At 65.0% G+C, this 20,923-nt stretch carries 22 protein-coding genes and 1 tRNA gene; 16 read left to right on the top strand and 7 right to left on the bottom strand.

Going from position 1 to position 20,923, the window contains the following annotated elements:
* Positions 1 to 62: 62 nt before the first annotated feature.
* From rsmI to ACETII_RS15875, 4 genes are all read left to right on the top strand, one after another.
* The gene (gene rsmI / locus ACETII_RS15890; RefSeq protein WP_363347596.1) at positions 63 to 977 is read left to right on the top strand and encodes a 16S rRNA (cytidine(1402)-2'-O)-methyltransferase; all 915 of its coding nucleotides are present in this window, start codon (positions 63 to 65) and stop codon (positions 975 to 977) included.
* A gap of 72 nt (positions 978 to 1,049) precedes the next feature.
* Positions 1,050 to 1,430 (top strand): YraN family protein, encoded by a 381-nt coding sequence (locus tag ACETII_RS15885; RefSeq protein WP_472786139.1) that lies wholly within the window; start codon positions 1,050 to 1,052, stop codon positions 1,428 to 1,430.
* 51 nt (positions 1,431 to 1,481) lie between these two features.
* Complete coding sequence (locus tag ACETII_RS15880; RefSeq protein ID WP_472786138.1) at positions 1,482 to 2,312, top strand: transketolase; 831 nt, start codon at positions 1,482 to 1,484, stop codon at positions 2,310 to 2,312.
* The gene (locus ACETII_RS15875) at positions 2,305 to 3,288 is read left to right on the top strand and encodes a transketolase family protein (RefSeq protein WP_472786137.1); all 984 of its coding nucleotides are present in this window, start codon (positions 2,305 to 2,307) and stop codon (positions 3,286 to 3,288) included. The genes ACETII_RS15880 and ACETII_RS15875 overlap by 8 nt, the downstream gene beginning before the upstream one ends.
* On the opposite strand, the gene ACETII_RS15870 is transcribed toward ACETII_RS15875, so the two are convergent.
* The gene (locus tag ACETII_RS15870) at positions 3,285 to 4,043 is read right to left on the bottom strand and encodes a metallophosphoesterase family protein (RefSeq protein ID WP_472786136.1); all 759 of its coding nucleotides are present in this window, start codon (positions 4,041 to 4,043) and stop codon (positions 3,285 to 3,287) included. The genes ACETII_RS15875 and ACETII_RS15870 overlap by 4 nt on opposite strands.
* A gap of 153 nt (positions 4,044 to 4,196) precedes the next feature.
* Between ACETII_RS15870 and ACETII_RS15865 the strand changes: the two genes are divergently transcribed.
* On the top strand, positions 4,197 to 5,909 hold the full coding sequence (locus tag ACETII_RS15865) for a multiheme c-type cytochrome (protein ID WP_472786135.1): 1,713 nt from the start codon (positions 4,197 to 4,199) through the stop codon (positions 5,907 to 5,909).
* 124 nt (positions 5,910 to 6,033) lie between these two features.
* Positions 6,034 to 6,999, top strand: a complete 966-nt coding sequence (gene haoB, locus ACETII_RS15860) for a hydroxylamine oxidation protein HaoB (RefSeq protein WP_472786134.1) — start codon at positions 6,034 to 6,036, stop codon at positions 6,997 to 6,999.
* Positions 7,000 to 7,107: 108 nt separating this feature from the next.
* On the opposite strand, the gene pdxR is transcribed toward haoB, so the two are convergent.
* Positions 7,108 to 8,637 (bottom strand): MocR-like pyridoxine biosynthesis transcription factor PdxR, encoded by a 1,530-nt coding sequence (pdxR, locus tag ACETII_RS15855; RefSeq protein WP_363347580.1) that lies wholly within the window; start codon positions 8,635 to 8,637, stop codon positions 7,108 to 7,110.
* 294 nt (positions 8,638 to 8,931) lie between these two features.
* Between pdxR and ACETII_RS15850 the strand changes: the two genes are divergently transcribed.
* Entirely contained in the window at positions 8,932 to 9,138 is a 207-nt protein-coding gene (locus ACETII_RS15850) for a hypothetical protein (RefSeq protein WP_363347578.1), read from the top strand.
* A gap of 281 nt (positions 9,139 to 9,419) precedes the next feature.
* Here the strand turns inward: ACETII_RS15850 and ACETII_RS15845 are convergent, their stop codons facing one another.
* Positions 9,420 to 10,514: an alpha/beta hydrolase gene (locus ACETII_RS15845; RefSeq protein ID WP_472786133.1), complete on the bottom strand. Its 1,095-nt coding sequence runs from the start codon at positions 10,512 to 10,514 to the stop codon at positions 9,420 to 9,422.
* 748 nt (positions 10,515 to 11,262) lie between these two features.
* Here ACETII_RS15845 and ACETII_RS15840 point away from each other — a divergent pair.
* On the top strand, positions 11,263 to 12,066 hold the full coding sequence (locus ACETII_RS15840) for a bestrophin-like domain (RefSeq protein WP_472786132.1): 804 nt from the start codon (positions 11,263 to 11,265) through the stop codon (positions 12,064 to 12,066).
* Here ACETII_RS15840 and ACETII_RS15835 read toward each other — a convergent pair whose 3' ends face one another.
* Entirely contained in the window at positions 12,067 to 12,321 is a 255-nt protein-coding gene (locus tag ACETII_RS15835) for a hypothetical protein (protein ID WP_472786131.1), read from the bottom strand.
* A 253-nt stretch (positions 12,322 to 12,574) separates the two neighbouring features.
* Here ACETII_RS15835 and ACETII_RS15830 point away from each other — a divergent pair, with 253 nt between their 5' ends.
* Complete coding sequence (locus ACETII_RS15830) at positions 12,575 to 12,814, top strand: hypothetical protein (RefSeq protein WP_363347570.1); 240 nt, start codon at positions 12,575 to 12,577, stop codon at positions 12,812 to 12,814.
* A 237-nt stretch (positions 12,815 to 13,051) separates the two neighbouring features.
* On the opposite strand, the gene ACETII_RS15825 is transcribed toward ACETII_RS15830, so the two are convergent.
* A tRNA-Val gene (locus ACETII_RS15825) sits at positions 13,052 to 13,126 on the bottom strand.
* 286 nt (positions 13,127 to 13,412) lie between these two features.
* Between ACETII_RS15825 and ACETII_RS15820 the strand changes: the two genes are divergently transcribed.
* From ACETII_RS15820 to ACETII_RS15805, 4 genes are all read left to right on the top strand, one after another.
* Complete coding sequence (locus tag ACETII_RS15820) at positions 13,413 to 13,592, top strand: YdcH family protein (protein WP_363351352.1); 180 nt, start codon at positions 13,413 to 13,415, stop codon at positions 13,590 to 13,592.
* Between the two features lie 126 nt (positions 13,593 to 13,718).
* Positions 13,719 to 15,146 (top strand): protein adenylyltransferase SelO, encoded by a 1,428-nt coding sequence (locus ACETII_RS15815; RefSeq protein WP_472786130.1) that lies wholly within the window; start codon positions 13,719 to 13,721, stop codon positions 15,144 to 15,146.
* 82 nt (positions 15,147 to 15,228) lie between these two features.
* Positions 15,229 to 15,447, top strand: a complete 219-nt coding sequence (locus ACETII_RS15810; protein WP_363347564.1) for a YdcH family protein — start codon at positions 15,229 to 15,231, stop codon at positions 15,445 to 15,447.
* 94 nt (positions 15,448 to 15,541) lie between these two features.
* Positions 15,542 to 15,781 carry a hypothetical protein gene (locus ACETII_RS15805; protein WP_363347562.1) on the top strand — a complete coding sequence of 80 codons (240 nt, stop codon included), beginning with the start codon at positions 15,542 to 15,544 and terminating at the stop codon, positions 15,779 to 15,781.
* On the opposite strand, the gene ACETII_RS15800 is transcribed toward ACETII_RS15805, so the two are convergent.
* Positions 15,775 to 16,977, bottom strand: a complete 1,203-nt coding sequence (locus ACETII_RS15800; RefSeq protein WP_472786129.1) for a cation:proton antiporter — start codon at positions 16,975 to 16,977, stop codon at positions 15,775 to 15,777. The two genes, ACETII_RS15805 and ACETII_RS15800, sit on opposite strands and share 7 nt — an antisense overlap.
* Positions 16,978 to 17,138: 161 nt before the next feature.
* Here ACETII_RS15800 and crcB point away from each other — a divergent pair, with 161 nt between their 5' ends.
* Positions 17,139 to 17,570 (top strand): fluoride efflux transporter CrcB, encoded by a 432-nt coding sequence (crcB, locus tag ACETII_RS15795; RefSeq protein WP_472786128.1) that lies wholly within the window; start codon positions 17,139 to 17,141, stop codon positions 17,568 to 17,570.
* A gap of 44 nt (positions 17,571 to 17,614) precedes the next feature.
* Entirely contained in the window at positions 17,615 to 18,964 is a 1,350-nt protein-coding gene (locus tag ACETII_RS15790; protein ID WP_472786127.1) for a (Fe-S)-binding protein, read from the top strand.
* A gap of 9 nt (positions 18,965 to 18,973) precedes the next feature.
* Here the strand turns inward: ACETII_RS15790 and ACETII_RS15785 are convergent, their stop codons facing one another.
* Positions 18,974 to 19,960, bottom strand: a complete 987-nt coding sequence (locus tag ACETII_RS15785; protein WP_472786126.1) for a GlxA family transcriptional regulator — start codon at positions 19,958 to 19,960, stop codon at positions 18,974 to 18,976.
* Positions 19,961 to 20,121: 161 nt separating this feature from the next.
* On the opposite strand from ACETII_RS15785, the gene amoC reads away from it, so the two are divergent.
* Positions 20,122 to 20,892, top strand: a complete 771-nt coding sequence (gene amoC, locus ACETII_RS15780) for a bacterial ammonia monooxygenase, subunit AmoC (RefSeq protein ID WP_472786125.1) — start codon at positions 20,122 to 20,124, stop codon at positions 20,890 to 20,892.
* Positions 20,893 to 20,923: the final 31 nt, after the last annotated feature.

The following is a 20,923-nucleotide window of genomic DNA, read 5'->3' as shown; positions in this document are numbered from 1 at the left end:
TGTCTGTTCCATATTCCGAACGATCGATCGACAAAACGAACGACACAAGGAGCGATCTATCCATGGCCAGCGAAGAGGCCCCCTTGCCCGCCGCGGGCTACACGGCCTTCGGCTTGCGCGCCGAGGCGGAAAGACTGGAGCCGGGACTTCACGTCGTGGCGACGCCCATCGGCAATCTGAAGGACATCTCTTTCCGCGCGCTCGCGACGCTCGCCGCCGCCGACGCCGTGATCGCCGAGGATACGCGCGTCACCAAGACGCTTCTCGCCCATTACGGCATAGCGACGCCGCTCGTCGCCTATCACGAGCACAACGCCCGGCTGATTCGCCCCCACCTGCTCGCGCGGCTCGAGTCGGGGGCGACGCTGGCGCTCGTCTCCGACGCCGGCACGCCGCTCGTTTCCGATCCCGGCTTCAAGCTGGTGCAGGAGGCCCTCGAGAAGGGCGTGCACGTGACCTCGGTGCCCGGCCCTTCAGCCGTTCTGGCGGCGCTCGTCGTCGCCGGCCTGCCGACCGACCGGTTCTTTTTCGAGGGCTTCCTGCCCCATAAAAGCGGGCCCCGCCGCGCTCGGCTCGCGGAACTTGCGCCGGTGCCGGGCACGCTGGTGTTTTTCGAAAGTCCCCGCCGCCTCGCCGAGACGCTGGCCGACTGCGTCGCCGTGCTCGGCCCACGCGACGCCGCCATCGCCCGCGAACTCACCAAGATGTACGAGTCGGTGCGCCGGGGACGCCTCGACGAATTGTCGGAGGCGCTCGCACATGAAGAGCCGCCGAGAGGCGAGATCGTCCTGCTCGTCGCGCCTCCCGAGGAAGGCGCAACCGCCCTGGCCGAGGCCGATCTCGATGCCAGGATCGGCGAGGCGCTCGGCTCCTATTCCGTGAAAGACGCGGCCAGCGTCGTCTCGGCGGCGACCGGCCAGCCACGCCGGCAGGTCTATGCGCGGGCCCTGCAACTGGCGGCGGAGAAGGGGAAATAAAGCCCCTTCCTCCCCCGCTTTGTGCGAGAGGGCCTTAGACGGCGCGACGCGTCAGGGTTAAGCTTAAGGCGCATGGACAGACGCCGCGCCGCCTACGCCTATGGGCTCCGAGCCGAGACCCTCGCGACCCTGTGGCTGCGCGCGCGCCTCTATACGATACTCGATCGCAATTACCGCGTGCACGGCGGCGAGATCGACATCGTCGCGCAGCGAGGGCGAACGATCGCCTTCGTTGAAGTGAAGGCGCGCGGGGCGTTCGAAGACGCCGCGATCGCCATCACGCCGCAAAAGCAGCGGCGCTTCCGCCGCGCCGCGAATCGCTGGCGCGCGACCCACCCCTGGGCGGCCGGCTATACGCTGCGCGCCGACGCGATCTTCATCGCGCCCGGCGGATTGCCGCGCCATGTCGAAAACGCCTTCGCGCTCGAAGGCGACATGGCTAACGCTTTCTAAACAAGCTTGAGCGAGACTTTTCTTTCGTACGATTCCAAGCGCGGAGACCCTATGCCTTTGCCCCGAAACTTCGACACGGTCGCGCTCGCCAAGCGCATCCGCCTCGACGTCGTCCGGATGACCAGTCGCGGGAGAAGCTCGCATGTCGGCTCGGCGCTTTCCATCGCCGACATTGTGGCGACGCTGTATGGCGCGGCCCTCGACGTCGATCCCGCAAATCCCAGAAAGCCCGACCGCGATCGCTTCGTGCTTTCCAAGGGCCACGCGGGCGCGGCGGTCTATGCGGCGCTGGCGGAAACAGGCTTCTTCGACCCCTCGCTTCTCGATCAGCACTACCAAAACGGCTCGATCTTCTCCGGCCATGTGTCGCACAAGGGCGTGCCGGGCGTGGAGCTTTCGACCGGCGCGCTCGGGCATGGGCTGAACGTCGCGACCGGCATGGCGCTGGCGGCGAAGCGCGCGGGTGAGAGGTGGCGCGCCGTCGCCCTGCTCTCGGACGGCGAATGCGACGAGGGCTCGACCTGGGAAGCCGCGATGTTTGCGGCGCATCACAAGCTCGACAACCTCGTCGCCGTCATCGACTACAACAAGCTGCAAAGCCTCGCCTCCGTCGCCGAGACGCTGGCGCTCGAGCCCTTTGCCGACAAATGGCGGGCCTTCGGCTGGTCGATCGCAGAAGTCGACGGGCATGACCACCCGCAACTTCTCGCCGCCTTCGACCGCCTGCCGTTTGCACAGGGACGACCGAGCCTCGTCATCGCCCATACGACGAAGGGCAAGGGGGTTTCCTTCATGGAGAACGAGGTGGCCTGGCATTATCGCGCCCCGGTCGGCGCGCAATTCGAGGCGGCGATCGCCGAGCTGGAGAGCGCCGATGCGTGACGCCTTCATCGAGACCTTGACGGAGATCGCCGCGGATGATCCGCGCGTCATGCTCATTACTGGCGATCTGGGTTTCGGCGTCATCGACAGATTCGCCGCGCGTTTCCCCAACCAGTTTCTCAACGCCGGCGTCGCCGAGCAGAACATGACGTCCATCGCCTGCGGCATGGCGCTGTCGGGCTGGCGCGTCTATACCTATTCGATCGCCAATTTCCCGACGTTGCGCTGCCTCGAACAGGTTCGAAACGACGTCTGCTACCATAATTGCGACGTGACGATCGTCGCGGTCGGCGGCGGCTTTTCCTACGGGCCGCTCGGGATGTCGCATTTCGCGACCGAAGACCTCGCGATCATGCGCGCGCTGCCGAATATGCGCGTCGTGGCGCCGACCGAGACATGGGAGGCGCAGGACCTCGTCCGCGATCTCGCCCGGACGAAGGGTCCCGCCTATCTGCGCATCGACAAGGACGCCGGGGGCGTCGCGCGGCGAGACGGCGAGCGCGCGCATCTGGGCAAGGCGCGCCGCGTGCGCGACGGCGCCGACGTCACCCTCATCGCGACGGGCGCGATCCTGCGGGAGGCGCTTGTCGCCGCCGAGCGTCTTGCGGCGCAGGGCGTCGACTGCCGGATCGAGGCCATGCATACGGTCAAGCCGCTCGACGAGGCGGCGATCCTCGCGGCGGCGCGCGAAACCGGCGGCATTGTGACGATCGAAGAACACAGCCGCATCGGCGGGCTCAAAGGGGCCGTCGCCGAAACGCTGATCACGGCCGGCGTGCGCGCAAGCTTCTTCAGAAGCATTGCGCTCTGCGACGCATTTCCGACGATCGTCGGCGATCAGGCCTATTTACGGGGACGCTATGGGATGGACGCCAAAGCGGTGGAGGCGGCGATCGTCGCGGCGCTCGCCGAAGGCGCGCCTTTGGCGAGATTGGCTGAGCAGGCGAAGCGGGAGACCGCTGGAGAGGGCGCCTAATGCGCGGTGTTGATGAAACGCCGCTCCTCGCCCTCGAGCGCGACGGCCGTCAGCACGCCGCTCTTGAAAGCATGCGTGTCCAGATTGATCCGGTTCTCGAGGCTTTCCGGCTTCATATGCGGCGTATGGCCGTGGACGATCACTTTGCCGAAATCGCCCTTGTATTGAAGAAACTCGTAGCGAATCCACATCAGATCGCCAGGGTCCTGCCGTTCGAGCGGCACATGCGGCCGCACGCCGGCGTGGCAGAAGAAATAGTCTCCATATTCTGCTGAATAGGCCGTCTCTTCCAGAAAGCGGCGATGTGAGTCGGGAAACCGCGCGAGAAAAGCCGCCTGAACCCCCCGTGCCCCGCCGCGCCGCATTTCATCGCCGGGATCGAGGCCGTAGGAGACGAGCGTCATCAGCCCGCCGAAACTGACCCATTGCGGCAATGACGGCGCGTCGTCGAGGAAGCGCAGCATGGCGTCCTCGTGATTGCCGCGCAGCGTCACGATGCGCGTCGGAAAATCCGACCGAGCCAGACGCTCGACCACGCCGCGCGAGTCGAGGCCGCGATCGACATAGTCCCCGACAAAGACGGTGAGCGCGTCCCGGACCGGACGCGCCGATAGATCGGCGTCGATCCGCTGCGCCAGTCGGGCGAGAAGATCGGCGCGGCCATGGATGTCGCCGATGGCGTATATCCTCGTGCCCTCGGGCGCTTTTGCTTTCGACATGCTGCGTTCCGTCTCGACCGCGGGCCAGTCTCTCATTTATTCTCCAAATCGGCTGGCGGCGAGCGGCGCAGCGCTGGAAGACGGGAGCTCGAGTGGCGCCATTTGCGCCCGAAGCTGTGGTCCTTCCCTCTGGATGCTCCGCTATTCGACAATGCGGCCACAGGGGGATTCTCGCGCGCCGAGGGGAATATGTTGAATTTTGGAGCGGTTATCCGCCGTCGCTTTGGCGTCGGCCTTTTTGCGCTTGTCGGCGCGATCATGGCTGCGCTTGCGCCAGCCTTGGCGGAAACGCCTGACGAAACCTACAAGGCGCTGGGCCTCTCCAAAACAGCCACGCCCAAGGAACTCTATGACGCGCTGGAGAAGCGCTATCACGACGAGGCCCAAGGCGCCGGGAAGGGCTCGCTCTCCAAATATTGGGAGCCCATTCCGATATCGAAATACCTAAACCCCCAGAGCTTCTACAAGCCGCCGCAGACAATCGACGTCGACGCCTCGCGCGCGCAATGCGTCGAATGTCACCAGCAGACGACGCCCGGCTGGGCGCATAGCTGGCAAAAGAGCGTCCACGGCAATCTCGACGAAATCCGCAAGCTGCCGGACACGGATTCGCGCGCCTATAAAAAAGAGATGATCAAGGAGGTCGAGGCGAACCTCCACTCGATGGGCGCGCTCAAGGCCGGCGAAAACTTGAAGGAGGTGGGCTGCATCGACTGCCACATTGGCGTCGGCAAGGATCACGGAAGCCATAAGGCCGAACTGAAAATGCCGGATGCGGCCGCTTGCGGGCAGTGCCATGTGCAGCAGTTCGCCGAACGCGAGTCGGAACGCGACACGTTCACCTGGCCGCAGGATCAGTGGAAACCCGGCCATCCCTCGCACGCGCTCTCCTACAAGGCCAATGTCGAGAACGCAATCTGGGCGGCGATGGAGCAGCGCGAAGTCGCGGAAGGATGCACCTTCTGTCACACGCCGCAGACGACCTGCAACTCTTGCCATACGCGCCATGAGTTCTCGGCCGTCGAAGCCCGCAAGCCGCAGGCCTGCGCGCAATGCCACAATGGCGTCGATCACAATGAATTCGAGGGCTATATGCTCTCGAAGCACGGCACGGTCTATCAGGCGCGCGGCGATCAATGGGACTGGAACGCCCGCCTCGCCGACGCGCTCGAGAAGGGCAATATGAACGCCCCGACCTGCCAGTTCTGCCACATGGAGTATCAGGGCAAGTTCACGCACAATATGGTGCGCAAGGCGCGCTGGGCCTTCATGCCGATGCCCAAGATCGCCGACAATCTGAACCATCCCTGGTTTACGCAGCGCAAGGAGTCCTGGGTCTCCACCTGCTCCAACTGTCACTCCGACAGTTTCGCGCGCGCCTATCTCGACGGCATGGACAAGGGCGTGATTTCGGGCCTCGAGATCACCGAGAAATCGCGCAGCGTCCTCGTGAAGCTCTTCAACGACAAGCTGCTGCCCGGCCAGACGACCAACCGCCCCGCGCCGCCGGCGCCGGAGAAAGACGAGGCCGGCGGCTTCTTCCAGCTGTTCTGGCAGAAGGGCAACAACCCGTCGGCTGTGGAGTATGAATTCGCCGAGATGTGGGAGCACCATCAGATCAAGCACTATAAGGCGCTCGCCCATATGAACCCCGGCGGCTACACCTATTCCGAAGGCTGGTCGCAGCTCATCAAGAGCGCCGCGCGCATCAATGACGAGGACACGCGTCTGCGCGAGGCGGCGGCGATCCGCGCCGAACTCAAGCGCATCTCCGGGACGAAGCATGGCGAGCTTTATGATCTCGACTCGCCGGCGCGCCGCGCCTGGGCCGCGGGTCTGGGCGTGCTCGCCATGCTCGTCGGCGGCGGCCTGCTCATGAAGCGCGATCGGAAGAAGGCGTGACTTTGCCCCCTCTCTGTCCCTCCCCCGCTGACGCGGGAGAGGGAACGCTTGCGATCTACGTTGCTAGAAAAGGCCACGCTCTGCTCCGTCTCCCGCGAGGCGGTGCAGGGTTGGGAAGGGGGTTATGAGGAACATCATTGGCGCGGCGCTGCTCGTCGCGGGCCTCGGCCTCCTCGGCTGGGCCGGCTATTCCGCCTTGCGGCCGGCTTCGCATTACGCCTTGACCCTCGCCCCTGCCCCGACGGAAGACGCGAAAGAAATCGGGGTTCTCAACCTGCCTCCCGCAGCGCTGCAACGCATCGAGATCACGAGCCCCGAAGAGCGCCGCCCCGTCGCACAAGGTCTCGTAGCGCGTGATGGCGAACGGCTGGCTCCGATCGTTTGGCGCAACGAAGTGACCGAGCCGATCCTCTTCGCCGACGTCTCCGCCTCGGACGCCACGAAAGTGTTGACTGCGATCGCCGCGCATGTGCCCGAGGGCGCCGTCGTGCTCGCCTGGTGGGATCTCTCGCGCGGCATTCGCGCCGCGGCCAAGAAGGATGCGCCGCTCGACGATCCGCAAGCGAGGGGTCTTCTCATTCCGCGATCATGGACGGAAGGCGCCGCCGCCGAACGCCAGCGCTGGGGCGCCGGAGCGGCGCCGCAGGCGGCTGAGAGCTTCGGTCAATTCATCGACGCGCTTCTTTCCGACGAGCGGCAGGGCGCCGCGGCGCTCTCGAAGCTGGCGCAAGGCAGGCCGGCCTATGTCGCCGTGCATATTTCCGATGTTTGGAAGGCGGCCGCCGCGCGACCGGAGCGCCTATCGGTCGCTTATAAGGATTTCCCCTCCGCCGGCGTATCGCATGGCGTCATCAAAACGGCGACGCAGTGGATGCGGGAACAGAAGATCGACGGCGGCTTCGCGGTCGAGCCGATCGGCGGCGCGACAAGGCTGCATTATTTTCAGCGGAAGGGCGACAGCGACACGCTGCTGGCGAAGCTCCTGCCCTTCTCGACCTCGAATCCGATGCAGTTGGAAAAACTGGAGCTCGTCTATCAGCACAAGGGCTGGTGGGTTTACCGTTTGAAGCAGGATGGCGGTTTGAATTAACGCTCCGGCGAACCCCACCGGGCGCCGGCCGCCCTCCCCCCGTCAATGGGACAGGGGCGACCCTTCTTGCGGAAGGGTCTTCGCCTTCAAGCTGCGGACGGGTCCGCCTTACCCCTTCAACGCCCCTGCGAGCCGCGCAATGCCGTCCTCGATCTCCTTCTCGGAGAGCGCGACGAAGCCCAGCATCAGCAAACGGTCGGCCCCGTCGTTCTTATCGAAGCGCAGAGCGGAGCCCGTCGCGAGCGAACAGACGCCGACGCCAGCGGCCAGGCCCTTCGCCTCGACCTCCTCGGCGCTGGGAAAGCCCTCCGGCAATTTCCAGACGAGATGCATGCCGGCCTGCTCGCCATAGACTTCGCATTCGCCGAAATGCTTGTGCAAAGCGCCGAGCAGCGCGTCGCGGCGCTCGCGATAAAGCTGGCGGATGCGGCGCAGATGGCGGCCGAACTCGCCGCTCGCCATGAAATCCGCCATGGCCGCCTGCTCCAGCCAGCTCTGGCCGTTGTTCATCAACATTTTCATGCGGCGGAAGCTCTCGACGAGGCGGCGCGGCGCCACCACATAGCCGAGCCGCAGCCCCGGCCCCATGCATTTGGAGAAGGTGCCGAGATAGATGACGCGCTCGTTGCGATCGAGACCTTTGAGCGCCGTCAGCGGCGAGCCCACGAAGCGGAAGTCGCTGTCGTAGTCGTCCTCCATGATGTAGGCGTCATATTGCGTCGCCCAGGACAGAAGCTCGATGCGCCGCTGCAGGCTCATCGTCACGCCGACCGGATATTGATGCGAGGGCGTGACATAAGCGACCGCGCCGTTCACATGCGGCAATTGCGTGACGTCGAGCCCGTCCCTGTCGATCGGCACGGGATGCAGCTTGGCGCCGAGACTTTCCAAAACGAAAGCCGCGCCCTGATAGCAGGGGCTCTCGACGACGGCCGTGGAGCCCGGATGCACAAGAAGCCGCCCGACGAGATTGAAACCATCCTGGCAGCCGCCGACAATGATGATCTGTTCCGGATCGCAAACCACGCCGCGCGCGGGCGCAAGATGTTTGGCGATGGCCTGACGCAGCTCGAGCAGGCCCGCAGGATCGCTGTAACTCGTCAACTTGGATCCTGCGGACTTGAGCCGCGCCTTGATGTGTTGCGACCACGCCTTCATCGGGAAAGTGCGGGCGTCGGGACGGCCGACCCAGAAATCCGCGGCGAGCCGGCGGCGGTTCGGGTCCGCGAGCCGATGCGTGCGCAGATGCGGCGCCTCCTCGCCGGCGCCTGACCCGTCCGTCACCTGCATCGGCGGGGGCGTCGCCGTCGTCTCGCCGGCGGAGAGGAACGCCGTGTCGGGAAGATCGGGCGACACAAAGGTGCCGACATAGGGCTTGGTGCGAATATAGCCTTCGGCGATCAGCCGCTCATAGGCGAGCACGGCCGTGTTGCGGGAGACGCCAAGCTGCACGCTCAATTCGCGCGTGGTTGGCAAGGGATCGTCGCCGCGCAGCTGGCCGTTGAGAATCATGGTGCGGATCTGATCGAAAATCTGCGTCTGCAGCGTCGATTTCTCTGACTCTCTCAAGATGATCGACAGCTGCACATGGCCGCTTCTGATGACCGGAGACGTACGACCGAGTGTGGCGATGCTCATCATGTGCTTTGTTCGTCCATGGTTAACGCAAGCGATCTGGACTGCCGTGACTGCAGGGTTAAGGCGGCCTAACGCAACCGCATAGAGCCACGACGCATGGTTCCAGTGGAACCACAACCGCAAAGACCGCGACCAAAAAGCGCAACCAACGGCTGAATGCGCGAAATCGTCAAAAAATCGCTAATCCCCCCACTGGCTCCACCAACAGGCGCGCGGCTGGCGCTTTCCAAAGCCGCCGTCCTGCGAAAAGCTGCGAACCACATAAGAACCCGAACAAACGCCGGGGAGGGGACAGTGTCGCTCGCAAAATCGAAAATCGTGCCGACGGCCTTCTGGGTCGGCTTTCTCGCCCTCGGCTTTGTCACGAGCGTCGGCGCTCCCGCCAAGCATCGCGTCGAACACGCCTCGCGCGCAGTAAAGGCCCTCCAGGCCGACGAGGCGGTCGTTGCGCAGTCCGAGAAGCCGTCGCAGCTCGAGCTCAAGGCGGCGGCCCGAGATTGACCCGGGCGTGGCCAGCGCATGGCGGCCACTGAAGCCCCGATCCAGCAAGCGCGTCGCAGGCTGCTTGTCAGCCGCCGCGCGACTCCCTATTTCTGCAAAACGGGCGAGCCTTCAGGGTCGCCGGAACGAGCGGCCCGAGCGCGGATGGAGCGACGGGCCGTTTTGCTGAGAGGGAGAGGGCCAATGCCCGACGGGCTTTTCAGAGTTGTTCTTATCGGCTTCATCGGCTTCTTCATCGGGGCTGTGCTCGTCGGCTGGATGTACGGCTGACCGGTCGGAGGTCACTGCCCCAGCCGCGCGTCGAAAAAGCGCGCGATTTCTTCGAAGATCTCGCGGGACTCAGGCACATCCGGGCCGGCGAATTGTCCGTGGCTCATGCCTTCATAGACATTGAGATCGGCGAAGACGCCGGCGCGGCGCATATTACGATGGACGCGCACGGTATTGGATAAGAACAGATCGCGGGTCCCAGCGGTCAGGATCGTCGGCGGGAAGTTTTTGAAATCGCCATAAACAGGCGAAAGATAGGGATCCTTCAGGTCGTGGCCGTTGGCGTAGAGCTGCGCCGAGGCGGCAAGCCATCCGTCCCACGTCACCAGCATGTTGTCGACATATTCGTTGGCGTAATAGCTGTCGCCCACCTTGTTGAGGTCCGACCAGGGCGTCAACGCGGCCACCGCCGCCGGCAGCGGCAGGCCCTCGTCCTTGGCGCGCAAGACCGTCGCGAGCGCCAGCCCGCCCCCGGCCGACGCCCCGAAGATCGCCATGTTCTGCGGCTTCACCGTCTGCGCGAGGGCCTCCCAGACGGTCAGCGCGTCGTCCAGAGCAGCTGGAAACGGCGCCTGCGGCGGCATGCGATAATCGATTGAAATGACCCGGAAGCCGCCGATCCCGGCCATCACGATCGCTTCCGTGGTCGCCGCTTCGCCGCCGCCCGCGACAAAACCGCCGCCATGCAGATGAACGAGCAGCCGATTGCGGTTGCTGGAGGGCAAAGCGGCGGGCGTCACGATATAGGCCTTCACGCCCGCAATTGTCGCCGGCTCGACGCTGACCTTGAGCGACTTGCGCAAGTCGGCGAGCGTCTTAGACCAATCCATATTGAATTGCTTGTCTAGCGCCGCCCACGCTTCATTTGTATTCGGCGGCGGCGTCAGCACATTTGCGGGATAAGGCGCGCGGATGAGGGCCTGCAATTGCTTGCTCACGTCGCCCGGCACAGGAAGGACGCGGGCGGGAACCCGACGCGGCCCGGCCACGGCGTTGTCGGCGGCGGCGGATTGGGTCGCCCCCGAGGGCAAACGAATTTTGCCCCACGCGACGGGCGCGAGCGCGATTAGGCCGCACAACAAGAGGGAAACGGGGATGGTCTTCACGCCCGATCCTAACAGTCTACCGGCCGCCATACGCGGCCCTTGCAGAAGCCGGCGCGGCCGCCCGGAACCCTACGACGATCTGCGGCAAATCTGCGCCAAGCGAACAAAGTGGCAGCGCAATCAAGGATGTAGCGCCAAGCAACGTCATGATTCCATGTCCAATTCCACCTTATCCTAAACCTTAACGGAAGGTTGACGCTTGGTACGCGCAAGGTCCCTCGTTATAGTCAAGCTCAAGCCGCTCGATTCTCTGCCCGTTTCGAGTGGTCAGGTCCGGCGCGTGGGCCCCCCATGCGCCGGACCGCGCCTCGCCTGCCGCGCAGGCGCGCTTTCTTCCCCTGCCCTGCAAAATGATGACTTGCGGCCCTTTTGCAATGGGCTCGCGATGGTTCTTGGAACGCGGTTCGAAACCAAGGCCTGTTTTCGACTCTCAGCGTAGCGGGAGGTCCGGCTTCCGCCGGGGCGACCGATCGGCCGTCTCTCTCCTGGAGGGCCGAAATTCCCCTTGTCTGGCGCTGATCGGGCGGGCATCCTTCCGCCTGCGGCGTGGGGGAGAACGCCTATGCATTCCGATCCGCGTTTCTGGGCCGTGTTTGTGGCGATCTTTATGGGCCTCGGGCTGGCCGTCATCAACATCGCTGTAAAAGTGCACATGTTTCTCGACCTCACGAGCGTCGAGTAGCCTGGTCATGGCGGCGTTGGCTGCGCGGCGATAAAGTTCCGGCCATAGAGGTTGGGGCATAGAGACATGTTCGAAGACGCGCCGCTTTGGGCCATCTTTTTGCTGAGCGTCGCGCTCTTCGGGATTGCTTCTGAAACCGGCCACTGGCTTGCCCTGGGCAGTCGGCGGGAAGCCAACATCGCCACGCTCGAAGCCTCGATCCTGGGCCTTCTCGCGCTGATGCTGAGCTTCTCCTTCGCCATGGCCGTCACGCGCTTCGACGAGCGGCGCGCGGCGACCCTCAAGGAGGCCAACGCCATCGGCACGGCCGCCCTCCGCGCGCGGCTTCTGCCTTCCCCCTATGCCGCCGAGAGTCTCGACCTGCTGCGGGACTATGTCGCCATACGATCCGACGCCGCGAATGTCGCGTCGACGCCCACCGAGGCCGCGATAGCGCGATCGAATGAGCTGCAGGAGCGCCTTTGGCGCGTTGTCCGGGCCGCGGCGGCCAGGGACAACGCCATGGTTCCGACGGGGCTCTATATTCAGGCGCTCAACGACATGGTCGACGCCCACGAAGGCCGGCTCACCGCCTTCCGCCACCGGGTGCCGCACGTCATCATCGTTGCGCTCTACGGCATGGCCGCCCTCGCCATCGGCTTCACGGGATATGCGAGCGGCCTGGAGCGGAAGCGCTGGCGGCTTCCGGTCTATCTCGTCACGATCGTCGTCGCCGCGGTGATCCTGCTCATTCAGGACATCGACCGGCCGGACTCCGGGTCGGTTCGGGTCAGCGCGGACCCGCTGTCTAACGCAGCCGCGTCGATCGCCGGCTACGCCAGGGCCGGCGCTGGGGCGCCGGAGCGGGTCCCGCCCCTCCCGGCGCGCTGATCAGCTCGCGCGTCTTTCGTCCGAGGATTGCGAGCCCGACCCGCGGGAGCGCTCGGCTTCATACTGCTCCAGCATATCGTCGAGCTCTTCCAGATGGAGCTTCAAACGGGAGAGCGTCGCAGCGGTGACGTCCGCCCACCCATGGCCGCGGTCCTCTCCAAGCCGGCACCGCCCCGTTTCCAGCGAGACGATCAGCTTTCGCGCCCGCTGCCGCTCCTGGCGGCACCACTCTACGATTTCCAGCGATGCGTTCATGGCCTTTCTCCAAATTGGAGCCAAGAACGACATAGAGCCGCGCTCGCGAAGGTCTAATTTTTGGTCTAGTGGGACGACTGGACGCCGCTGACAGAAACGCCAACGCCCCGGCTCAGAACGCCATGCGCGCGGTAGGGAAACGACGTCACCCCCATCTCGATTATGGCGATCGACGCGAAAACGTTCCTCTTCGACCCCGGAACAGGGAAACGCCCCGGGCGGTTTTTCGATCGGGGAACAGGGAGGATTGGTCGTGTTCCGTAAGTGTCTGATGATCATTGCCGCGACGGCGGCTTTGGCGGTCTCTTTTTCGGCCTCGGCCCAGCCGGTCGACGAATGGTATGTCGTGCAGGACCCACGCACGAAACGGTGCTCGGTGGTGGAAAGGAGGCCGACGACTGAAAGCATGGTTGTGGTCGGCCCCCACGGCTATCCGAGCCGCGTGGAAGCCGAGACTGGCATGAAAACCGTAACCGTCTGCGAGACTCGCTGAGGCGGTCGCCTGTGAGCGGATGGGATCTGTTTTTCTCGCCTCCGGGTGGAACAATCCTGATGCTCGACGGTTCTGCTTTTGACCAGCGTCAGCAACTGGTTCCTTATCTCCAAACTAACCCGGCGCCCGTCGCCGGGTTTTTTGTGTCTCGTAGACGAAGCGGCGCGATGGCGCGCAACAGACTCGCGCTTCGACGAGCGAGCTTGCGTTCAGATGGCGGTGCATTTTGATTGCTGATGGTGGGCGCGACAGGGATTGAACCTGTGACCCCTACGATGTCAACGTAGTGCTCTCCCGCTGAGCTACGCGCCCCCTGCCGGGGTCCGCCTCGGCGGCGGTTCGGGTGGCGTGTGTATAGTGGCGGACGCGGCGGGGCGCAAGCGCCTTTGTGATGAAAAATCATTCGGCCGACGGGGCGCCCGAGAGCGGCTTCCAGCCCGTCTCGTCCAAGGCGGGCTCACCAATTGTTAAGCGTCTGTGGCGCCGCAGCGAAAGTTTTGTGACGCCCGCGACAATTCATGCCTTGCAGGCGGCTCCGGATGTGTCATGCTTGACCGTGCCGCCCCTCGCAGGAGGGGGGCTAAAGAGGAGGTTCCGCATGTCCTTACAGGGTCATATCGTCGAACTCCAACGCCGCCACGAGGCGCTCGAAAAGGAAATCGAAAAAGAGCAGCTGCATCCAAACGCCGACGACGCGAAGATCATCGAATTGAAGCGAAAAAAGCTGCAGATCAAAGACGAATTGGCCAAGCTGGAGATTAGCGAAACGCGCCATTAGCGGGCGTTCCCGCTCTCGCAGCCTCTCAGGATAAGGGTATCTCGATATAGGCGGAGGGGTCCCTCCGCCTTAATTTTTTGGCGCGCCCCTTGCTCGCGGGCCACGACGCCCCTACGAGACCCTCCCATGCCTCTCACCGAGAACTATTGTCCAGAGACTCTTCACGAGAGCCTGGGCGACCCCTTCTTCGACCGGGTTGAAGCCGCCCAATTCCCCAAGACCCTGCTGCGCTACCGAAACCAGCGCTGGGCGGCGCGCGTCGGCCTCGACGGCCTGACCGACCCCGAATGGATTGCGCATTTCGGGCGCTTCGAGCCGCTGCCGGGCAGTCTGCCCCAGCCGCTCGCCCTGCGCTACCACGGCCACCAGTTTCGCGTTTACAATCCGGAACTCGGCGACGGCCGCGGCTTTCTCTTCGCCCAGCTGCGCGACTCCGCCGATGGACGGCTGCTGGACCTCGGCACCAAGGGCAGCGGCCAGACTCCCTGGTCGCGGCGCGGCGACGGACGGCTCACCCTGAAGGGCGGCGTTCGCGAAATTTTGGCGACGGAAATGCTGGAGGCGCTCGGCGTCGACACCTCCAAGACCTTCAGCCTGATCGAGACGGGCGAGGCGCTGCTCCGCGGCGACGAGCCCTCGCCGACGCGCTCGAGCGTGATGGTGCGCCTGTCGCATTCGCATATTCGCATCGGCACCTTCCAGCGCCTTGCCTTCCATGACGACAAGGCGGCGATCGACCGGCTGCTCGAGTATGTCTGTCGTCATTACTTCCCCGCGCTCGGCCCCCTCCCGCCGCCGGAGCGGGCGCGCGCCTTTCTCGAGGAGGTCGCCCAGCGCGTGGCGCGGCTCGGCGCCGGCTACATGGCGGCGGGCTTCGTCCATGGGGTGCTCAATTCGGATAACATCAACGTCACCGGCGAGAGTTTCGATTACGGCCCCTGGCGCTTCGCGCCCACTTATGATCCGCAATTCACCGCCGCCTATTTCGACGAGAGCGGCCTCTACGCCTTCGGTCGCCAGCCAAGCGCGCTGGCCTGGAACCTCGCGCGGCTCGCCGAATGCCTGCTGCATTTGACGGGACTGGAGGCGGCGCAGCGGACGCTGGACGGCTTCGCCGTCGCCATCCAGAAGGCGTTTCGCGTCGTCCTGCTCCGCCGCCTGGGCCTCGTCTCGGCTGGTGAAGAGGCCGACGCCCGCCTGTCCAAGGCCTTCACCGATTTTCTCATGTCGACCCGGGCCCCCTTCGAACAGGCCTTCTTCGACTGGCGCGGCGGCCTCGCCAGCGCCGGGCGCGCCAGGGCCAGCGCCTCCGCCGCCTTCTATGAGACGCCGGAATTCGTCCCCGTGCGCGACGCCTTCGCCGAGCATGAGACCGCCGCCGACGCGCGGCTGGATCACCCCTATTTCCGCCGGTCCGCGCCCTGCTCCATGCTCATCGACGAGGTCGAGGCGATCTGGAGCCCGATCGCCGAGGCGGACGACTGGTCGGCGCTGACGAGGAAGCTCACGGAGATTGCAGACATGCGCGAAGCCTATGGCTTTGCTTCGAGCTGAGGCGTTTTCCGCTTGAACCAGGCTGGGCCCCGGCGCGATAATCGAGACACTGATTCTGGACGCCTTCGGCGGTAGTTGCGGCATGAACGACAATCCCAGCGAGGCCGATCAGGACGCCATCCGCGCCGAAGTGGAGCGTCTGAGGCTGGAGCATCACGATCTCGAGGCGGCGATCGAGGCGCTCATCGCCGTCGGCGCGCCGGACCAACTGCAAATCCAGCGGCTGAAAAAGCGCAAACTCGTTCTGCGCGACCGCATCGTCTTCCTCGAAGACCAGATTACCCCCGACATCATCGCCTGACGGCACGCGGCTTGAAGCCTGTGACCGAGAGCGGTCCGAATGTCCCCATCCGGGACAGAGCGGCCTCGCTCCGGTTCAAAAGCGGGAAACAGCCATGCCGAGTTTCAACCTTTCGCTCCACTCCGGCTTCAACAATGCGCCTGGCCCGCGTCGCCGCCCGCCGGGGGGTTCCGCCGATCGCTTCGAGACCCGTCTGGGAAGGATCGCCGGCCACAGACACGCCGGCGCGGCGGCGGAGGGCGCTCGCACATTTTTGGTCGTGAGAGCGCTGCTCGGCGTTGCCAGCGTCGCGTCGACGCTGACGATCTTACGGTTCTTTCTCTTCCGTCACTGAACGGGGCCGGGCATGAAGCCCAGCGCGCGCAGCAGCAGCGGCATGGTGAGGCCCTGCACGACGATGGAGAAGGCGACGACCGCAAAGGTCGATACGACGATCATGTCGCGCAGCGGCAGCGTGTCCGGAAGGGACAGCGCGAGCGCGAGGCCAAGCGCCCCGCGCAATCCGCCCCACCACAGCACATGCTGCTCGGGGAAGCTGATCCGCCAGCGCGAGAACAGGAACAGCGCGCTCAGCGGGTAGACGGTCAGCGCGCGGGCGGCGAGCACGATGGCGATCACCGAAAGGATGAGGGGTGCTCCGTAATTCAGGAACGGAGTCGAGGCGACGTCGACGCCGATCATGAGAAAAACCATGGAGTTCGCCAGGAAGGCCGCGAACTCCCAGAAGCCGTGCACGAATTCGCGCCCCTTGTAGGAGAGATAGCTGCGATTGTCCTCCCGCAAGAGGCCGAGATTGCCCATAATTAGCCCCGCCGTCACCGTGGCGAGCACGCCCGAGACATGAAGGCGCTCGGCGATCAGGAACGAACCGAAGGCGGCGATGGTCGTGAGCGCCGCCTCGATCATATGCTCGGCGGTGCCCATGGCGATGAGGATCGCGGCGCCCCCGGTGAGCGCGCCGACGGCGACCCCGCCCAGCACGATGCGCCCCAAGGTCAGCGCAATATCTCCGGCCCCCTCGCCGGCGCCGTGGCCCTCGGCCCAGGCCAGCGCCATCACGAACAGCACGGCGGCGGCGCCGTCGTTGAGCAGACTCTCGCTTTCGACCAGGAGCCGCAGCCGCCCCTTCACGCCATTGTCCTTGAACATGGCGATGATGGCCACGGGATCGGTCGCCGCAATCAGCGCGCCGAAGACGAGGGCGGACGGCAAGGGCCAATGCAGCAGCGCTACGCTGGCCCAGGCGACGAAAGCCGCCGAGATCACGGTGCCAAGACCGGCGAGCGTCAGCAGCGGCAGAGAGTCGCGCAAGAGCTCCCGCCAGGAAAGCGACAGGGCGGCCTCGAAGAGGAGCGGCGGCAAGATGAGATCGAAGATGACCTCATGCGTCAGATGCGGGCCGAAGTCGGGCCTTGACAGCGTCAAGACGGCGCCGACGATCACGAGGCCGACCGTATAGGGAAGCTTTACGCGCCGCGCCGCAATGGCGACGATCATCGCCACCGCCAGCGTGGCGACGGCTTGGGTCAATTGCTCGTCCATAGGCCAAAAGTCTGCTTCAGAGAATAGGAGAGGAGAGGCGGTTCTAGCGCGAGCCAGACGTCGCCGCGATGAAAATCCGCGCAGATCCGGCCCGCCGGTCGAACGGGGCGAGGGCGCAAGAGGTTTCACCCTCTCCTTGCGAGGCGCGGATGTCGCTTGTCACCTGTCTCCTGATCATGCTCGGCGGCGCCCTGGGCGCGTTGGCGCGCTACGCGCTGGCGCTGTGGATGCTTCCGATCAGCGAGACGCTGCCGCTCGGAACGATCCTCGTTAATGTGACAGGCTCCCTCGTCATCGGCTTTTTCGGGACGCTCACCCTCTCGGAGGGACGCTTCCCCGTGTCGGAGGATCTCCGCCTGTTCGTGATGATCGGGCTCTGCGGCGGCTTCACCACTTTCTCCTCCTTCAGCTTGCAGACGCTGGACTTCCTGCGCAGCGGCGCGGTCATTCGGGCCGCGATCAACGTGGCTGCCTCTGTGCTGCTCTGCGTCGCAGCCGTCGCCGTCGGGCACTATGTCGCCGCCCGCTTCAACGGCGGGGCGGTCAAGATCGCTCAGATCGCGATCGAAGAGGAAGGATAAGAGGGCGCAGATTTTGCTTCGCCGCGGGCGGAGATCAGGCGCGCATGAAAACCTTCCTCGATTGGTCGGCTTACGACACCTACGGCGTGGGCGACGCTTATTCCGGCATCCCCGCGACGGGCGGCAATTACGCCAAGGCTGTGGCGGTCTGCATGCACAGTCGGGATTGTCAGAAAACCGGCAAGGGCGTGATGTGCCCGAGCTATCGCATCACCGGGGATCGCGCGCATTCGACCGAGGCCCGGGTCGCGGCCTTCAAGGCGGCCTTGAATGACGGCGCCGACGCGCGCGCTTTCGCGGACCCGCGGCTCGATGAAGCGATGGATCTCTGCGTCTCCTGCAAAGCCTGCAAGAAGGAATGCCCCAGCGCCGTCGACATGACGCTGATCAAGACCGAATATCTCGCCCAGCGCCACGAGATCAGAGGCGTCCCGCTGCGCACGCGCCTTTTCGGCGGCGTGCCGGAATTGACGGGACGCCATCGTGACGTGTTGCGCCTCGCGATCCGCCTGCGCAATCGTTTCCGCCCGCTTGCGAGGCTCGCGGAGACATGGCTCGGCGTCACCGCCAGCCGTCCCCTGCCCGAATTGCCGAAGAAGCCCTTCGCGCCAACCGCGCCGACGACTGGCGCAACGGGAGCACGCGGCGAGGTCATCCTGTTCGTCGACACGTTCTGCCACCATTTCGAGCCCGACGTCGCCGAAGCGGCGACGGAGGTGCTGCTCCACGCGGGCTACAGCGTGCGCATCGCCAAGCCCGCGCCGACCGACGCCGAGCCCGACCGGCCGCTCTGCTGCGGGCGCACCTATCTGACGACCGGCATGGTGGAAAAGGCGCGCGGCGAGGCCAAGCGCGTGCTCGCCGCCTTCCAGGACGCCATCGCCGCCCGCACGCCGATCATCGGGCTCGAACCCTCGTGCCTCTTATCGCTGCGCGACGAACTTTACAGTCTCGGGCTTGGCCCGCAGGTCGGGGAACTCGGTAAGCAGCTCTATCTTTTCGAGGAGTTCCTCGCCCGCGAGCATCAGAACAAGGGCCTGCGCCTCGCGCTGAAGCCTCTCGACCTTCCCAAGGCGCTGGTGCACGGCCATTGCCACCAGAAGGCCTTCGGCGTGATGAAGGCGACCCGCAAGGTCTTGAGCTGGATTCCGGGCTTCTCCTTCGATGTGGTGGAGTCGAGCTGCTGCGGCATGGCCGGCAGTTTCGGACTCGAGGCGGAGCATTACGACGCCTCCATGCAGATGGCGGAACTCTCGCTGTTGCCCGCCGTCCGCGCGGCGGCGCCCGACACGCCGGTGATCGCCAATGGCTTCTCTTGCCGCCACCAGATCGAACACGGCGGCGGCCGCCCCGCCCGACATCTGGCGCTCGTGCTGCGCGACGCGCTGGCCTGACAGTCGGCTTCAGGCCTTCACGCCGCGCCGCGCTTGCGACCAGGAGCGATAGGCGCCGGGCGTCATGCCGGCATAGCGCCGAAACGCCCGCCTGAAACTCGTCTCGTCCGCATAGCCGGAGGCCGAGGCCAATTGCTTGACCGAGCTGTTCGTGGTTTCGAGCAGCATGCGCGCCGCCTCGAAGCGCACCCGGTCGATGAAATGCTTGGGGGTTTCTCCCGTCGCGTCCTTCAATCTGCGGTGCAACGTCCGTTCGGAAAGGCCGAGCGCCCGCGCGAGCTGCGCCGAGGTGAGCGCGCCGTCGCCCGCGCCCCGCACGACATGTTCCGCCTCCAAGAGGAAAGAATTCGAGGCCGTCAGATAGCCGGGCGGGATGTAGATCGTCTGCGTCGCCGGAACAGTGTCGACGACGGTGAAGTCGGCCGCCTTCTTGGCCGCCTCGGGACCGCACAGCGCCCGGATGACGTTGAAGGAGAGGTCGATCCATGACATCGGCCCGCCAGCCGTGACGACCCGCCCATCCTCGATCAGGGACGCGCCCCGCGCGGCGTCGGCGCGCGGATAGCGGGTCTTCAATTCGTCGTGCCGCCACCAGGTCGTCGTGCAGCGGCGCCCGTCGAGAAGCCCCGCTTCGCCGAGGAGAAAAACCCCGTTGCAGGACGCGGCCAGAATGGCCCCGAGCGCGTGCTGGCGCCTCAGCCACCCTGCGGCGGCGCTGATCGCCGGCGTCGGCGGCATGATGTGCTCGCCGTCACAGAAGAAGGGCGGCACGATCACCGCCGCGCAGTTGTCGAGGGACGCGAAGGAGGCGTCGACGGCATGGCTGCGCCCGAACCCGTCGCGAAAGGGCGCGCCGTCATAGCTGACCGTCACAACCCGATACGGCTCTGGCGCATCCTTCTTTTTCAACATGCGGCGCGAGAGGAGCAGAAGGTCCGCCGCGCCGATGAAGCCGAGGCCCAAGCAGTCGTCGTAGCCCAGAATGGCGATATCCATGGCGGCCCTCGTGGCAGAAATTGCCTTGAAATTGGCAATACCATTGTCTGACTTTGCCACAGTAATGGCAAATCCGCCAGGCTTGCAAGCGCGCAGCGCTCTTTATCCTCGCCGTGGCTGGCGACGTTCTGGCGTCGCGGTCAAAATGAAAGGGATACAAAATGAGCGTATCAGCACATACGGCGGCAGGCGCCGTCGCGGTCGACAAACCCATCGTCGATCTCAGGGGCATGTGGATCGGGCTCGCCCTGCTCAACGGCTTCTACCTGATCGTGCGCATCTACGAGCAGATCTACGGCTGGCGCGCCGGCCTCGATTCCTTCGCGCCGGAGTTCCAGACCTATTGGATGTCGATCCTCTGGTCGGAGATTCCACTGGAGCTCATCTCGGGCCTGGCGCTCGCCGGCTATCTCTGGAAGACCCGCGTGCGCGACATGTCGACCGTGACCCCGCGTCAGGAAATGCGCGCCATCGTGGACAATGTGAAATGGCTCGTCTGCTATGCGGCGGCGATCTACTGGGGCGCGTCCTTCTTCACCGAGCAGGACGGCACCTGGCATATGACGGTGATCCGCGACACGGATTTCACCCCGTCGCATATCATCGAGTTCTACATGAGCTATCCGATCTACTCGATCCTGGCGGTGGGGTGCTTCTTCCACGCGAAGACGCGCATTCCCTATTTCTCCAAGGGCTATTCGCTCGCCTATCTGATCGTCTCGATCGGCCCCTTCATGATCATCCCGAACGTCGGCCTCAATGAATGGGGTCATACCTTCTGGTTCATGGAGGAGCTGTTCGTTGCGCCGCTGCACTGGGGCTTCGTCTTCTTCGGCTGGATGGCGCTCGGCGTCTTTGGCGTGGTGCTGCAGCTCCTGCTGAACGTCCATCGTCTGCTCGGCAAGGACGGGGTCGCTCTCCTGACCGAATAAGTCGGGCTGCGGCTGCGCCAGAGGCCAAGCC

The organism is Methylocystis sp. NC52PC (assembly GCF_055698645.1).
The sequence above is the reverse complement of the archived record's forward strand: the minus strand, read 5'-3'. Positions and strand labels throughout refer to the sequence as shown.

Coding starts and splice junctions, on each gene's coding strand:
- rsmI (WP_363347596.1), top strand. CDS start 63: ATGGCCAGCGAAGAGGCCCCCTTGCCCGCCGCGGGCTACACGGCCTTC.
- ACETII_RS15885 (WP_472786139.1), top strand. CDS start 1,050: ATGGACAGACGCCGCGCCGCCTACGCCTATGGGCTCCGAGCCGAGACC.
- ACETII_RS15880 (WP_472786138.1), top strand. CDS start 1,482: ATGCCTTTGCCCCGAAACTTCGACACGGTCGCGCTCGCCAAGCGCATC.
- ACETII_RS15875 (WP_472786137.1), top strand. CDS start 2,305: ATGCGTGACGCCTTCATCGAGACCTTGACGGAGATCGCCGCGGATGAT.
- ACETII_RS15870 (WP_472786136.1), bottom strand. CDS start 4,043: ATGAGAGACTGGCCCGCGGTCGAGACGGAACGCAGCATGTCGAAAGCA.
- ACETII_RS15865 (WP_472786135.1), top strand. CDS start 4,197: ATGTTGAATTTTGGAGCGGTTATCCGCCGTCGCTTTGGCGTCGGCCTT.
- haoB (WP_472786134.1), top strand. CDS start 6,034: ATGAGGAACATCATTGGCGCGGCGCTGCTCGTCGCGGGCCTCGGCCTC.
- pdxR (WP_363347580.1), bottom strand. CDS start 8,637: ATGAGCATCGCCACACTCGGTCGTACGTCTCCGGTCATCAGAAGCGGC.
- ACETII_RS15840 (WP_472786132.1), top strand. CDS start 11,263: ATGTTCGAAGACGCGCCGCTTTGGGCCATCTTTTTGCTGAGCGTCGCG.
- ACETII_RS15835 (WP_472786131.1), bottom strand. CDS start 12,321: ATGAACGCATCGCTGGAAATCGTAGAGTGGTGCCGCCAGGAGCGGCAG.
- ACETII_RS15820 (WP_363351352.1), top strand. CDS start 13,413: ATGTCCTTACAGGGTCATATCGTCGAACTCCAACGCCGCCACGAGGCG.
- ACETII_RS15815 (WP_472786130.1), top strand. CDS start 13,719: ATGCCTCTCACCGAGAACTATTGTCCAGAGACTCTTCACGAGAGCCTG.
- ACETII_RS15810 (WP_363347564.1), top strand. CDS start 15,229: ATGAACGACAATCCCAGCGAGGCCGATCAGGACGCCATCCGCGCCGAA.
- ACETII_RS15805 (WP_363347562.1), top strand. CDS start 15,542: ATGCCGAGTTTCAACCTTTCGCTCCACTCCGGCTTCAACAATGCGCCT.
- crcB (WP_472786128.1), top strand. CDS start 17,139: ATGTCGCTTGTCACCTGTCTCCTGATCATGCTCGGCGGCGCCCTGGGC.
- ACETII_RS15790 (WP_472786127.1), top strand. CDS start 17,615: ATGAAAACCTTCCTCGATTGGTCGGCTTACGACACCTACGGCGTGGGC.
- ACETII_RS15785 (WP_472786126.1), bottom strand. CDS start 19,960: ATGGATATCGCCATTCTGGGCTACGACGACTGCTTGGGCCTCGGCTTC.
- amoC (WP_472786125.1), top strand. CDS start 20,122: ATGAGCGTATCAGCACATACGGCGGCAGGCGCCGTCGCGGTCGACAAA.